The sequence below is a fragment of the Mycobacterium sp. E1214 genome (assembly GCF_001666755.1).
In the GTDB taxonomy this organism is placed as follows: Bacteria; Actinomycetota; Actinomycetes; order Mycobacteriales; family Mycobacteriaceae; genus Mycobacterium.
Genome location: NZ_LZJC01000127.1, coordinates 60,449 through 73,851, shown reverse-complemented (window position 1 = coordinate 73,851; position 13,403 = coordinate 60,449). Strand labels below are relative to the sequence as shown.

13 protein-coding genes are annotated in these 13,403 nt (G+C 70.8%); 11 read left to right on the top strand and 2 right to left on the bottom strand.

The features are described 5' to 3' along the window. The first annotated feature begins 93 nt into the window (after positions 1-93). The 8 genes from A5700_RS18020 (at position 94) to A5700_RS17985 (ending at position 10,074) form a co-directional block, all read left to right on the top strand. Positions 94-1,020, top strand: a complete 927-nt coding sequence (locus tag A5700_RS18020; protein ID WP_197502935.1) for a DMT family transporter — start codon at positions 94-96, stop codon at positions 1,018-1,020. 199 nt (positions 1,021-1,219) lie between these two features. Continuing rightward, complete coding sequence (locus A5700_RS18015) at positions 1,220-2,185, top strand: DMT family transporter (protein ID WP_068074103.1); 966 nt, start codon at positions 1,220-1,222, stop codon at positions 2,183-2,185. Positions 2,186-2,225: 40 nt separating this feature from the next. Next, positions 2,226-2,927, top strand: coding sequence for a hypothetical protein (locus tag A5700_RS18010; protein ID WP_068074101.1), 702 nt, complete (start codon positions 2,226-2,228; stop codon positions 2,925-2,927). 8 nt (positions 2,928-2,935) lie between these two features. Beyond that, positions 2,936-3,859 carry a tRNA (adenosine(37)-N6)-dimethylallyltransferase MiaA gene (miaA, locus tag A5700_RS18005; protein ID WP_068074111.1) on the top strand — a complete coding sequence of 308 codons (924 nt, stop codon included), beginning with the start codon at positions 2,936-2,938 and terminating at the stop codon, positions 3,857-3,859. Between the two features lie 4 nt (positions 3,860-3,863). Next, positions 3,864-4,733, top strand: a complete 870-nt coding sequence (gene dapF / locus A5700_RS18000; RefSeq protein ID WP_068074099.1) for a diaminopimelate epimerase — start codon at positions 3,864-3,866, stop codon at positions 4,731-4,733. Positions 4,734-4,779: 46 nt separating this feature from the next. Beyond that, complete coding sequence (gene hflX / locus A5700_RS17995) at positions 4,780-6,201, top strand: GTPase HflX (RefSeq protein ID WP_068074097.1); 1,422 nt, start codon at positions 4,780-4,782, stop codon at positions 6,199-6,201. Between the two features lie 115 nt (positions 6,202-6,316). Then, entirely contained in the window at positions 6,317-7,477 is a 1,161-nt protein-coding gene (locus A5700_RS17990) for an acyl-CoA dehydrogenase family protein (RefSeq protein ID WP_068074095.1), read from the top strand. A gap of 422 nt (positions 7,478-7,899) precedes the next feature. Next, entirely contained in the window at positions 7,900-10,074 is a 2,175-nt protein-coding gene (locus A5700_RS17985) for an LGFP repeat-containing protein (protein ID WP_068074093.1), read from the top strand. A 9-nt stretch (positions 10,075-10,083) separates the two neighbouring features. On the opposite strand, the gene lexA is transcribed toward A5700_RS17985, so the two are convergent. Continuing rightward, complete coding sequence (gene lexA, locus A5700_RS17980; protein WP_068074091.1) at positions 10,084-10,782, bottom strand: transcriptional repressor LexA; 699 nt, start codon at positions 10,780-10,782, stop codon at positions 10,084-10,086. A 296-nt stretch (positions 10,783-11,078) separates the two neighbouring features. Here lexA and A5700_RS17975 point away from each other — a divergent pair, with 296 nt between their 5' ends. The 3 genes from A5700_RS17975 (at position 11,079) to A5700_RS17965 (ending at position 12,685) form a co-directional block, all read left to right on the top strand. After that, positions 11,079-11,576, top strand: coding sequence for a LysM peptidoglycan-binding domain-containing protein (locus tag A5700_RS17975; protein ID WP_068074089.1), 498 nt, complete (start codon positions 11,079-11,081; stop codon positions 11,574-11,576). 140 nt (positions 11,577-11,716) lie between these two features. Further along, positions 11,717-12,181, top strand: a complete 465-nt coding sequence (gene nrdR / locus A5700_RS17970; RefSeq protein ID WP_068074087.1) for a transcriptional regulator NrdR — start codon at positions 11,717-11,719, stop codon at positions 12,179-12,181. Between the two features lie 18 nt (positions 12,182-12,199). Further along, the gene (locus A5700_RS17965; protein WP_068074085.1) at positions 12,200-12,685 is read left to right on the top strand and encodes a peroxynitrite isomerase; all 486 of its coding nucleotides are present in this window, start codon (positions 12,200-12,202) and stop codon (positions 12,683-12,685) included. A gap of 15 nt (positions 12,686-12,700) precedes the next feature. On the opposite strand, the gene A5700_RS17960 is transcribed toward A5700_RS17965, so the two are convergent. Continuing rightward, entirely contained in the window at positions 12,701-13,399 is a 699-nt protein-coding gene (locus A5700_RS17960; protein ID WP_068074083.1) for a PhzF family phenazine biosynthesis protein, read from the bottom strand. Positions 13,400-13,403 lie beyond the last annotated feature (4 nt).

The window sequence follows — 13,403 nt, the reverse complement described above, 5'->3', positions numbered from 1 at the left end:
GCGGGCCGGTAAGAGCCGGGCGCCGGGTGACGCGGTTCGCATGATTCGTGCAGCGGCCCTGGGTGCCGCGTGTCGATGGGGAGGTCGGTCGCCATAGCCAAGGTGGATATCGCGGCGCTGCTGGCGCTGGTCGCGGCGCTGCTGTCCGGGGTCGGCGACGTGATCCGGCAGCGTTCCGCGCAGGAGATCACCGATCAACAGGTCGGCCACCTGGAGTTGCTGCGCATGTCGTTGCGCGACGCGCGGTGGTGGCTGGGCGGCGGCGCAGCGGTGGGGAGTTTCGCGTTGCAAGCCGTGGCGCTCGGCCTGGGATCGGTCGTCTTGGTGCAGGCCCTGCAGGTGACGGCGCTGCTGTTCGCGCTCCCGGTGTACGCCTGGATGACGAGGCAGGGGCTGAGCCGCTGGGAGTGGATGTGGGCGCTGCTGCTGGCCGGCGCCGTGGCGGTGTTCGTCGCCGTCGGCGAACCGGCGGCCGGCGTCCAGCGGGCACCGTTGCACTCCTGGGCGATCGTGGCGCTGGTGGCGGGGCCGACCATGGTGTTCTGCGTGTTCGGTGCGCGCCTGTGGTCGGGGCCGCTGGCCGCGGTGCTGCTGGCGCTCGTCTCGGCGTCGTCGTGGGCGCTGTTCTCGGTGTTCACCAAGGCCGTCGTCGACGTGCTCCCGGGCGGCGTCGGGGCGCTGCTGCGCGCCCCCGAGCTGTACGGCTGGCTGCTGGTCGCGGTGCTGGGCACCATCTTTCAGCAGTCCGCGTTCCGGGCCAGTGCGCTCACGGCATCGCTGCCGACGATGACGGTGGGCGAGCCGCTGGTCGCGTCGGTGCTGGGGGTGACCGTGCTCGGCGAGACCCTCAACACCAACGGCCCCAAGCTGTTGGCCCTGCTGGCCGCGGTGGCGGTGGTGGTGCTCGCCACGACCGCGCTGGCCCGCGGCGAAGCCGCCTCGATGAACGCCCACGACGCGCCGGCCGGGAAGCCGCAGGACGACCCGCTGGTGCCGTCCAGCGCGGCCCGCGAGGCCTGAGTTCGACCGCCGTTTTCATACCGGTAGCCCAGCTGTTACATAGGTTAAGGAAGTAATAATCAAAGGGTTACCTGCGGCGTCCTCGACGACGTGTCCAGCGTCATAGAGTCGTAGCTGAACCGATGGCAAACTGTGCGTGTCTTCGGGGGCGCTTCGGGGAAAGCTGAGTCGAAGCGGTAGGGGGCGGAGGGGTCGATACATGTCCAAGGTTGATGTCGCGGCGTTGCTTGCGTTGTTTGCCGCGCTGGCGTCCGCGGTGGGTGATGTGATCCGGCAACGCTGCGCTCACGAGGTCACCGACGGCGACGTCGGCCACCTGGAGCTGTTCCGGATGTCGTTGCGCGACACCCGTTGGTGGCTCGGCGGGTTGGCGGCGGTGGCCAATTACAGCCTGCAGGCGGCGGCCCTGGCGTGGGGGTCGGTGGTTCTGGTGACGGCCCTGCAGGTCACGGCGCTGCTGTTCGCGTTGCCCATCTACGCCCGCCTCGCCGGCCACCGCGTCGGCGTGCGCGACTGGGCCTGGGCGCTGGTCCTGGCCGCCGCCCTGGCCGTCGTGATCATCGTGGGCGACCCCGCCGCCGGCGACCAGCGCGCGCCGTTGCAGACCTGGGTCGTGGTGGCGCTGGTGATGGTGCCCCTGCTGGTGGCGTGCGTCGTGGCCGCCCGGATCTGGGCGGGCAGCCCGTTCGCCGCGGTGCTCCTCGCCGTGGTGGCCGGGTCGTCCCTGGCGTTGTTCGCGGTGCTCACCAAGGGAATCGTCGAGATGGCCGAGGGCAACCCGCTGCGCGTCCTGACGTCCCCCGAGTTCGTGCCGTGGATTCTGGTCGCCCTGGCCGGCATGATCTTCCAGCAGTCGGCGTTCCGGGCCGGCGCCCTGACTGCGTCGTTGCCGACGATGACCGTCGCCAAACCCGTCGTCGCCGGCCTGCTCGGGGTGGTGGTGTTGGGGGAGACGCTCAACGCCGCCGGCCCCAAGGCGTTCCTGCTCGTCGGCGCGGTCGCCGTGGTGATCGTCGCGACCGTCGCGCTGGCCCGTGGCGAGGCCGCGACCATCGAGCGGTCCGAGCTCCTGGGGGATCGCCGCCCGCCGGCCGAGCGGCCCGGGCATCCCGACGAGGACTGCGGCCCCTTCAGCGATCGCCTGGTGATCGCCGACGTGCGGTAGCCCGGACACCCCGTCTGGGCGCGCCCGTTAGTTTGGTGGCGTGCTGAGCGGCATCGCGATCATCCCGTCGGCGCCGGTGCTGGTGCCCGCGCTCTCCGGCGCGGCCGCCGCGGAGGTGGCCGAGCTGACCGCCGCGTGTGTGGCTGCGGCCGCCCTGCTGCCGCACCGCTGGATCGTCCTGGGCTGCCGCGACGGCGGCGACAACGAGCGCGTGTGGGGGCCCGAATCGTCGGGCACGTTCGCCGGTTTCGGCGTCGACGTCCGGGTGCACCTGGCGCCGGCCGCCGGGGAACCGCGACCGCCGGCCGCGCTGCCGGTGTGCGCGCTGATCGCCGGCTGGATGCGCGGCCAGGCGCAGCCGCGGGCCAGCGCGCAGGTCCGCGCCTACCGCGCCGACCTCGATCCCAATGTCGCGCGCGCCACGGGCCGGCGGCTGCGTGCCGACATCGAGCAGTCACACGACCCGATCGGCGTCCTGGTGGTCGCCGACGGCGCCAACACGCTGACACCCGCGGCCCCCGGCGGATACGACCCCGGCAACGCCGGCGCGCAGGACGCGCTGGACGACGCGCTGGCCGGCGGCGACGTGGCCGCCCTGCGGCGGCTACCCGACCAGATCCTGGGCCGCGTCGCCTTCCAGGTGCTCGCCGGCCTCGCCGAGCCCGGGCCGCGGTCGGCCAAGGAGCTCTACCGGGGGGCGCCCTACGGCGTGGGGTATTTCGCCGGCGCCTGGCAGCCGTGAGCCCGCCCGTGCGACCGCTGGCGATCATCGGCCCGACGGGCACCGGCAAATCGCAGCTGGCCCTGGACTTCGCCGAGCGCGTCGGCGCCGAGGTGGTGAACGCCGACGCGATGCAGCTCTACCGCGGCATGGACATCGGCACGGCCAAGCTGCCCGTCGCGGCGCGCCGCGGCGTCGCGCACCACCAGCTCGACGTCCTCGACGTCACCGAGACCGCGACCGTCGCCCGCTACCAGAGCGCGGCGGCGGCCGACGTGGACGCCATCGCGGCCCGCGGTGCCGTGCCGCTGATCGTGGGCGGCTCGATGCTCTACCTGCAATCGCTGCTCGACGACTGGTCGTTTCCCGCGACCGATCCCGAGGTGCGGGCCCGCTGGGAGCGGCGCCTGGCCGAGGTGGGGGTGGGCGCGCTGCACGCCGAACTGGCCCGCCGCGACCCCGCCGCGGCCGCCGCGATCCTGCCGACCGACGGGCGGCGCACGGTGCGCGCCCTCGAAGTGGTCGAGCTGACCGGGCTGCCGTTCGCCGCGTCCGCGCCGCGCATCGGCACCCCGCGGTGGGGTGCCGCCATCATCGGATTGGACTGTGCGACCGCGGTTCTCGACGAGCGCCTGGCCCGACGGACCGACGCGATGTTCGAGCAGGGGCTGGTGGAGGAAGTGCGAGCGCTGCTCGACAACGGGCTGCGCGAGGGGGTTACCGCCGGGCGTGCCCTCGGTTACGCGCAGGTGATCGCCGCGCTCGACGCCGGCGGGGGACCCACCGCGATCGGCGCGGCCCGCGAGCAGACGTTCGTGGGCACCCGGCGGTATGTGCGCCGGCAGCGGTCCTGGTTTCGTCGCGACCACCGGGTGCACTGGGTGGACGTCACCGCGGACGATCGGTCCGCCGCCGTCGCCGAAACGCTGAGGGTCTGGCGCGACGTATCCTGAGCTGGTGAAATTCGCGAAGGGGCACGGCACCGAGAACGACTTCGTCGTGCTGCCCGACGTGGACGCCGTTCTGACCCTCGACGCGGGGCGGGTGGCGGCCCTGTGTGATCGGCGGCGCGGCCTGGGCGCCGACGGCGTGCTGCGGGTCACCACCGCCGGCGCCGCGCTGTCGGCCGGCGTGCTGGACCGGCTGCCCGAGGGCGTCGGCGCCCCGGACTGGTACATGGACTACCGCAACGCCGACGGTTCCGTCGCGCAGATGTGCGGCAACGGCGTGCGGGTCTTCGCGCACTACCTGCGGGCCAGCGGCCTGGAGTCGCGGGACGCGTTCGTCGTCGCGTCGCTGGCCGGCCCGCGGCCCGTGACCGTGCACCACGCCGACGCCACCGCCGCCCAAATCACCGTCGACATGGGCAAGGCCAACACGTGCGGCCCGGGCACGGCGGTGGTCGGTGGCCGGCGGTTCTCCGGGCTCGCCGTCGACGTGGGCAATCCCCACCTGGCGTGCGTCGACCCCACGCTGACGCCGGAGGCGTTGGCCGCTCTGGATGTGGCGGCGCCCGTCGGCGTCGACGGGGCCCAATTCCCCGACGGCGTCAACGTCGAGATCGTCACCGCGGCGGCCGGCGGGGTGGTGCACATGCGGGTGCACGAGCGCGGCGTCGGGGAAACCCGCTCCTGCGGCACCGGCACGGTCGCGGCCGCGGTCGCGGCCCTCATCGGCGGTGGTGCCGCCACCGGCACCCTCACGGTCCGGGTGCCGGGCGGCGAGGTCGACGTCACCGTCACCGACGACACCAGCTACCTGCGGGGCCCCTCGGTGTTGGTCGCCAACGGAGAGATCAGCGAGCAGTGGTGGTCCCAGCAACGTTAATCGGGGTGCGCGCCGGCGTTTTCGCGTGCATCATCGGATATTGCCTATGACGTATCCCGAACATCGCGATCCCGAGCCCAGTACGGGCGAACTCGCCCTCGAAGACCGGTCCGCACTACGCCGCGTCGCGGGCCTGTCCACCGAACTCACCGACGTCTCCGAAGTCGAATACCGCCAGCTGCGCCTCGAGCGGGTCGTGCTGGTGGGCGTGTGGACCGACGGCACCGCCGCGGACAGCCAGGCCAGCATGGCCGAGCTGGCGGCCCTCGCCGAGACCGCCGGCTCCCAGGTGCTGGAGGGTCTGATCCAGCGCCGCGACAAGCCCGACCCGTCCACCTACATCGGCTCCGGCAAGGCCCAGGAGCTGCGCGCGGTGGTCCTGGCGACCGGCGCAGACACCGTCATCTGCGACGGCGAGCTGTCGCCCGCGCAGCTGACCGCGCTGGAGAAGGCGGTCAAGGTCAAGGTCATCGACCGCACCGCCCTGATCCTGGACATCTTCGCCCAGCACGCCACCAGCCGGGAAGGCAAGGCGCAGGTCTCGCTCGCCCAGATGGAGTACATGCTGCCGCGGCTGCGCGGCTGGGGTGAGTCGATGTCCCGGCAGGCCGGCGGCCGGGCCGGCGGCAGCGGCGGCGGCGTGGGCCTGCGCGGCCCCGGTGAGACCAAGATCGAGACCGACCGGCGCCGCATCCGTGAGCGGATGGCCAAGCTGCGCCGCGAGATCAAGGACATGAAACAGGTGCGCGACACCCAGCGCAGCCGCCGCCTGCACGCCGACCTGCCGGCCGTCGCCATCGTCGGCTACACCAACGCGGGCAAGTCGAGCCTGCTCAACGCGCTCACCGGCGCGGGTGTCCTGGTGCAGGACGCGCTGTTCGCCACCCTGGAACCCACCACCCGGCGGGCCGAATTCGCCGACGGCCGCCCGTTCGTCCTGACCGACACCGTCGGCTTCGTCCGGCACCTGCCGACCCAACTGGTCGAGGCGTTCCGCTCCACTTTGGAGGAGGTCGCCGACGCGGACGTGCTGGTGCACGTGGTCGACGGCTCCGACGCCCACCCGTTGGCCCAGATCAACGCCGTGCGCCAGGTCGTCACCGAGGTGCTCGCCGACTACGGCGCCGACGGAAGCGACGCGCCCCGGGAGTTGGTGGTGGTGAACAAGGTGGACGCGGCCAGCGACCTGACGCTGGCCAAGCTTCGGCACGCGTTGCCCGGCGCGATGTTCGTGTCGGCGCGCACCGGCGAGGGCATCGACGCGTTGCGGCGCCGGATCGCGGAGCTCGCCGTGCCCGCCGACGCCGCCGTCGACGTCGTGATCCCGTACGACAGGGGTGATCTGGTGGCGCGGCTGCACGCCGACGGGCGCATCCAGCAGGAGGAGCACTGCGCCGAGGGCACCCGGATCAAGGCGCGGGTTCCCGTCGCGCTCGCCGGGCGCCTGCGCGAGTTTGCTGCCGGCTGACCCCGTCGCCGTTCGACGCACCGCGACCGCCGGGCGGCACCCCCGCCGCGCGCCGACCAACCGTCTGGTTGGTATATGTTGGGCGGCAGCCAACCCACTCGCCGGAGGTCCTTCAATGAGCAGTGCCATCAAATACCAGCGCACTCTTTTCGAGTCGGAGCACGAGCTGTTCCGCGAGTCCTACCGGTCCTTCCTCGAACGGCACGTCGCGCCGTATCACGACGAGTGGGAGAAGGCGAAGATCGTCGACCGCGGTGTCTGGCTGGAGGCCGGAAAGCAGGGCTTCCTGGGCATGGCGGTTCCCGAGGAGTACGGCGGCGGGGGAGACGGCGACTTCCGCTACAACACCATCATCACCGAGGAGACGACGCGGGGCCGTTTCAGCGGGATCGGTTTCGGGTTGCACAACGACATCGTCGCGCCCTACCTGCTGGACCTGGCCACCGAGGAGCAGAAGCAGCGCTGGCTGCCCAAATTCTGCACCGGCGAGCTGATCACCGCGATCGCGATGACCGAGCCGGGCACCGGCAGCGACCTGCAAGGCATCAAGACCCGCGCGGTCGCCCACGGTGACCACTATGTGCTCAACGGGGCAAAGACGTTCATCACCAACGGAATCAACGCCGACCTGGTGATCGTGGTGGCCCAAACCGATCCCGACAAGGGTGCGCAAGGGTTCTCGCTGCTCGTCGTCGAGCGCGGCATGCAGGGTTTCGAGCGCGGCCGTCACCTGGACAAGATCGGCCTGGACGCGCAGGACACGGCCGAGCTGTCGTTCACCGACGTGCACGTGCCCGCCGAAAACCTGCTGGGCCAAGAGGGTATGGGGTTCATCTACCTCATGCAGAACCTGCCGCAGGAGCGCATCTCGATCGCCATCATGGCGGCCGCCGCCATGGAGCAGACGCTCGAGCAGACGCTGCAATACACCAAGGAGCGCAAGGCTTTCGGCAAGCCGATCGGCAGCTTCCAGAACACCCGATTCGTGCTGGCCGAGCTTGCCACCGAGGCGACCGTGGTGCGCGTCATGGTCGACGAGTTCATCCGGTTGCACCTGGACAAGAAGCTGACGGCCGAGCAGGCCGCAATGGCCAAGTGGTACAGCACCGAAAAGCAGGTGCACCTGATCGACCGGTGCCTGCAACTGCACGGCGGCTACGGCTACATGCGCGAATACCCGGTTGCGCGTGCCTATCTCGACGCCCGGGTGCAGACCATCTATGGCGGCACCACCGAGATCATGAAGGAGATCATCGGTCGCAGCCTCGGGGCCTGACCCGGGCGACCGGTAGAACCGCTGCCGGACAACGGCATCGGCCGCCGCCGCGGCGCGTTGTGCTGTGGTGGGCCCGTGTCACCCGCGCTGTCGCGGGCCGCCCGTTCGGCGGTTGAGGACCTGCGGCGTCGGGCGCCACGATAACGCCGCCGCAGCACGAACGGGACCGTATTTGGCTGCGATTCGGCGATCGGTGCGCATCATTTCGACATCGGCGGGGTCTCCATTCTTATAAAATTCGTCATTTGACTTCGCATTTCTTCTTCGCTGGAGCAAAGTTATGCGAGCCCGGTGATATACGCGGATCGTCAGGGGGTAGCTACCTGGCACGAGCACGGCCCGCGCGCCGGACGGAAGTACGGCATCGTCGCAGATAGGGGCGTCCGTCGGCTGGGAGGCTAGGTGTTGGGCGAAGGGGTCACATGCGCAGGCTGATCGGGAGTGTGTGCGTCAGCTTGACGACCGCAGCGCTCGCCGCCATATTGCTTGCGCCGGCCGCCGGGGCGAGCCCCATCGGCGACGCCGAGGCCGCGATCATGGCCGCCTGGGACAAGGCCGGCGGTGACGGATCCCCGCTGGGCGCCCGCAAGGGCGACGTGTACCCGGTGGCCGACGGCTTCGCCTGTGACTTCGACGGCGGCAAGATGTTCTTCACCCCCGCGACCGGCGCCAAGTTCATGTACGGGCCGATCCTGGACAAGTACGAGTCGCTCGGCGGCCCCGTCAGCAGCGACCTGGGATTCCCCGCCATCAACGAGGTGCCCGGCCTGGCCGGGCCCGACAGCCGGGTGAGCACCTTCTCCGCCAGCGACAAGCCGGTGATCTATTGGACGCCCGAGCACGGCGCGTTCGTGGTACGCGGAGCGATCAACTCGGCCTGGGACAAGCTCGGCAGCTCCGGCGGTGTGCTGGGCGTCCCGGTCAGTGACGAGACCTACAGCGGCGAGGTGTCGTCGCAGAAGTTCTCCGGTGGCCAGGTGTCCTGGAACCGCGAGACCAAGCAGTTCACCACCGACCCGCCCGCCTTGGCCGACCAGTTGAAGGGCCTGCAGGTCGCCATCGACCCGACCGTGGCGATCAACATGGCGTGGCGCGCGGCCGGCGGGGCGGGCGGCCCGTTGGGCGCCAAGCAGGGCGCCCAGTACCCCGTCGGCGGCGATGGCATCGTCCAGAACTTCGCGGGCGGCAAGGTCTTCTTCAACCCCGCCACCGGTGCCAACGCCATCGAGAACGACATCCTGGGCAAGTACGAGCAGCTCGGCGGCCCGGCGGGCAGCGGGCTCGGGTTCCCCGTCGCCAACGAGTCCGACGGCGGCCTGCCGCCGTCCAGCCGGATCGCCACCTTCTCGGCCGCCGACAAGCCGGTGATCTTCTGGACCTCCGACCACGGCGCGTTCGTCGTGCGCGGCGCGATGAAGGCGGCCTGGGACAAGCTGCGCGGCCCGACCGGAAAACTGGGCGCGCCCGTCGCCGACCAGACCGTCGACGGCGACGTGATCACCCAACAGTTCTCGGGCGGCAAGGTGTCCTGGAACCGGGCGAAGAACACTTTCAGCACGGAACCGGCCAACCTGGCGCCGCTGTTGTCCGGGCTGCAGATCTCCGGTCAGAACCAGCCGAGCGGGTCGGTCCTGCCGCCCAGCGCCAAGAAGGCCGAGTGGAACTGGTGGTGGCTGCTGGCCGGGGTGCCGGTGCTCGTCCTGTTGGTGGTGTCGGCGGTGCTGGCGGTCGGATGGCGGCGCCGGCGCCGCGCCGCCCCGGTCGGGGCCGGGTACGCGCCGGGGTACGACGGCGCCGACCCGCACTGGGGGCCCGAGGACGCCCCCGACGAGCACTACGCGCTCGGCGCGCCGCGGGACGCGGAGCCCGCGCGGGTCGGTTGGCGGCGCGGCGGGTTCGGTGACGACGACTACGGGCGCGACGACGAGGATCCCGACGCCGTCGACACCGACCACTTCCCGGTCCCGTCCGAAGCGATGCTGGCGCAGGCCGGTTACGACGAGGGCTACGGCCAGGCCGATTACGACCAGGCCGGGTACGCCGAGGACCCCTTTGACGAGGCCGGCTATCCCGACGAGGCGCGCGAGCCCGACGACCACTCCGACCAGCACGCCGACCCGGGCGCCGACGAGTATGCCGACCAGTACGGCGACGAGTACGCCGACGTGGTGCCGGAGGATGCCGTCGGCGAACCAGGGGAGTACCTCGACGCGGCCGAACCCAGCGCGCCGCACGACGCCGACTATGCGGACGGGCCGGCCGCAACCGCGGACCAAGGTTCGTCGCACGGCGGCGCCCCGCCGGAGGCCGTGGCAGCCGGCGCGGCGGCCGGCGGAGCGCGCCGGGCGGGGCGGCACGCGGCCGCCGACACCGACGACGACGTGAACGGAAGCCGGCCCGCGGCGAGCGGCCGGCCGACCATTCACCTGCCCCTGGACGACCCGTACCAGGTGCCCGACGGATACCCGATCAAGGCGAGCGCCCGCTTCGGGCTGTACTACACGCCAGGCAGCGACCTATACCAGGACACGCTCGCCGAGATCTGGTTGGCCAGCGAGGAAGTCGCCGAGGCGAACGGATTCACCCGCGCGGACTGACCCGCGGCATCAAACCTTGCGGATGACCGTCACGACCTTGCCGAGCACGGTCGCGTCGTTGCCCGGGATCGGGTCGAACGCGGGGTTGTGCGGCATGAGCCACACCTGGCCGCCGGCCCGCTTGAACGTCTTGACGGTGGCCTCACCGTCGAGCATCGCCGCGACGATGTCGCCGTTGTCGGCCACGTTCTGCTGGCGCACCACCACCCAGTCGCCGTCGCAGATCGCGGCCTCCACCATCGAGTCGCCGACCACCTTCAGCAGGAACAGGGTGCCCTCGCCGACCAGTTCACGCGGCAACGGGAAGACGTCCTCGACGGCCTCCTCGGCGAGGATCGGCCCGCCCGCGGCGATGCGACCGAGCACCGGCACGAAGGTGGGTTCGGGCAGCGCGTCCGACCCGGCGACCTCGGTCGCGGGCGCCACCACGTCCTCGTCGGCGCCGCGGACGTCTACCGCGCGGGGCCGGTTGGGGTCGCGTCGCAGATAACCCTTACGTTCCAGGGTGCGCAGCTGGTGGGCGACCGACGAGGTCGAGGTGAGGCCGACGGCGTCCCCGATCTCCCGAATGCTGGGCGGGTAGCCGCGGGTGGTGACCGAGGTGCGGATGACGTTGAGGATGGTGCGCTGCCGCTCGGTCAGCGAGGAGTCCACAGACTGCAGTCGAACGGCGGGATCGGCCGCTGAGGTGTCGTTGCTGTCGCTCATGGCACTGAATGTAGCCGCACCGCCGACAAGAATCAAACATGTGTTCGACTAGCGTGTCGGAGTGCAGCCTCCGGGAACAAAACGCCGCTGAAGTCGGTAATCACAAATGTGTAACTCTTCGGACAATCGGGTATTTGAGCCTCATGCCAGTGCTAACGACCGACAGCGGGTTGTCGGTGGCGTGGTCTAGCGTTTTGCTCGCGTGCGACACGCTTCGCTCGAATGTTCGGTTATCGAACACACGAGCGATACTGTCGAACACACGAGCGAGGATCAGTTGACCGGAGGAACGCAAGATGACAATCGTCCACACAGTCTCGCAGCGCCCCAGTAGCGCGCGTCGTCCGATCAACGGGCCTGTGCACGACCCTCGCTACGGCCACGTCGGCGTGGCGGCCCGCTCCCGCCGCCCCGGCCCGTCGCGGCCCGCGGGCCAGGCGACGCGGTACTACGGAACCGGGGTCGCGATGTCACGCGCCCCGCACCGCAAGCGCGCCGTCACCTGGCTGACCACCATCGGACTGGCGCTGGGCGCCGGCGCGATCACCCTCTGGCTGGGCCTGGTCGCCAACGTCGGGCAGGCGCTGAACGGCGAGTCCACCACCGCGACCGCCCACGTCCCCGACCGTCTCGCTGTCGTGAAGGTCGAAGCGGGGGAGTCCCTGCAAGACGTCGCCCACCGGGTGGCGCCCGACGCGCCGACCGGTCAGGTCGCCCAGCGGATCCGCGAACTCAACGACTTGAACTCGCCGAGCCTGGTCGCCGGCCAGACGCTGATCGCCCCGATCGGCTGAATCCGGCCATGCCCGTCGCCCGCGTTGCCCGCCGCGCCGCGCCCGCCCGCGCCCGACGCCTCCATTCGCCGCGCAGGTCAGGGCGCGGGTAGGCTCGAAGCTCTGCGGTCCCCGGTCGTCGGCACATCAAAGGAGCGGTCATGCATTGTCCGTTCTGCCGGCACCCCGACTCGCGCGTGATCGACTCGCGGGAGACCGACGAGGGGCAGGCCATCCGCCGCCGCCGCTCCTGCCCGGAGTGCGGCCGTCGTTTCACCACCGTTGAATCCGCGGTGCTGGCCGTCGTCAAGCGCAGCGGCGTCACCGAACCCTTCAGTAGGGAAAAGGTGATCAGTGGCGTGCGCCGGGCGTGCCAGGGCCGGCAGGTCGACGACGACGCGCTGAATCTGCTGGCCCAGCAGGTCGAGGACACCGTGCGTGCGGCGGGTTCACCCGAGGTGCCCAGTCACGAGGTCGGGCTGGCCATCCTCGGTCCGCTGCGTGACCTCGACGAGGTGGCCTACCTGCGGTTCGCGTCGGTGTACCGCTCGTTTTCGTCCGCCGCCGACTTCGAGCGCGAGATCCAGGCGCTGCGCGAACATCGGAAGGTCTCGACGCCGGGCTGAGGTCTAGGCTGAGGACCCATGCCCGTCGAACTGCATCCCGATCTGGCGGAGCTCGCCCCGCTGCTGGGCGCCTGGGCCGGTCGGGGGTCGGGGAAGTATCCGACCATCGAGCCCTTCGACTACGACGAAGAAGTGGTGTTCGGCCACGTCGGTAAACCGTTTTTGGCCTACGGCCAGAAGACCCGGGCGGTCGCCGACGGCACGCCGCTGCACGCGGAAACCGGATACCTTCGCGTGCCGCGGCCCGGACGCCTCGAGTGGGTGCTGGCCCACCCGAGCGGCATCACCGAAATCGAGGTCGGCACCTATTCGCGCGCCGGCGACGTGATCGACATCGCGACGGCGACCGCGACCATTGGCCTGTCGCCGACGGCCAAAGAGGTGACCGCCGTGGGCCGTTCGCTGCGCCTCGCCGGCGACGAGCTGTCCTACACGGTGCAGATGGGCGGGGTCGGGCAACCGCTGCAGGACCACCTCGCCGCGGTGCTGCACCGGCAGCGCTGAGCGACGGTCGGCGCGTCAGTCGACATGGCGCACACCGTCATTGACCACCCGACCGGTAACTCCCACCCAGCCCTCGGCGTTCCAGGTGGTTTCGATGACCGACCCCTTGCCTTGCGTGATGAAAAGATCCCGGCTCAGGTAGTCGGTGATCCGCATGGCCGCCGAGCCGGTCGCCTCGTCCTCGGTCACGCCGAGATGCGCGGCGAACATGCGGCTGCGTACCGCGCCCGCGGCCCGGTCGGTCCACGTCCACAGGTAATGCGAGGTGTCGTCGGTGAAATCAGCCGGGTCGGCGTCGAAAAGGGCTGTTGCAGAATCGAATTCGTGCAGGGCGAATTCCGGTGCCCATTCTGATCGGGCGCTGATCCCGGTGCTGTCACCGCGCGCGCCCACGCCGTGGCTGACCTGAACCACACCGGCCGGGACGCTTAACGTGTTGATCGGTGCGCCGGTCTCGCGCAGCCACCACGCGGCGCCCACGGTCGGGTGCCCGGCGAACGGCAGCTCGGTTCGCGGCGTGTGGATCACGGCGTGCGCGGTCGTCGCGCCCGCGGCGGGTACCTCCACGAAAATCGTTTCGCTGAAACCCAATCGGGTCGCCAGCCGCTGCCGATCGCGGGGCTCGACCTGGCGCGCGTCGACCACGCCGAGCGGGTTGCCGTGGTTACCTTCGAGATCGGTGAAGACCCGCAACACCGTCACGTCGATGGCCATGGCG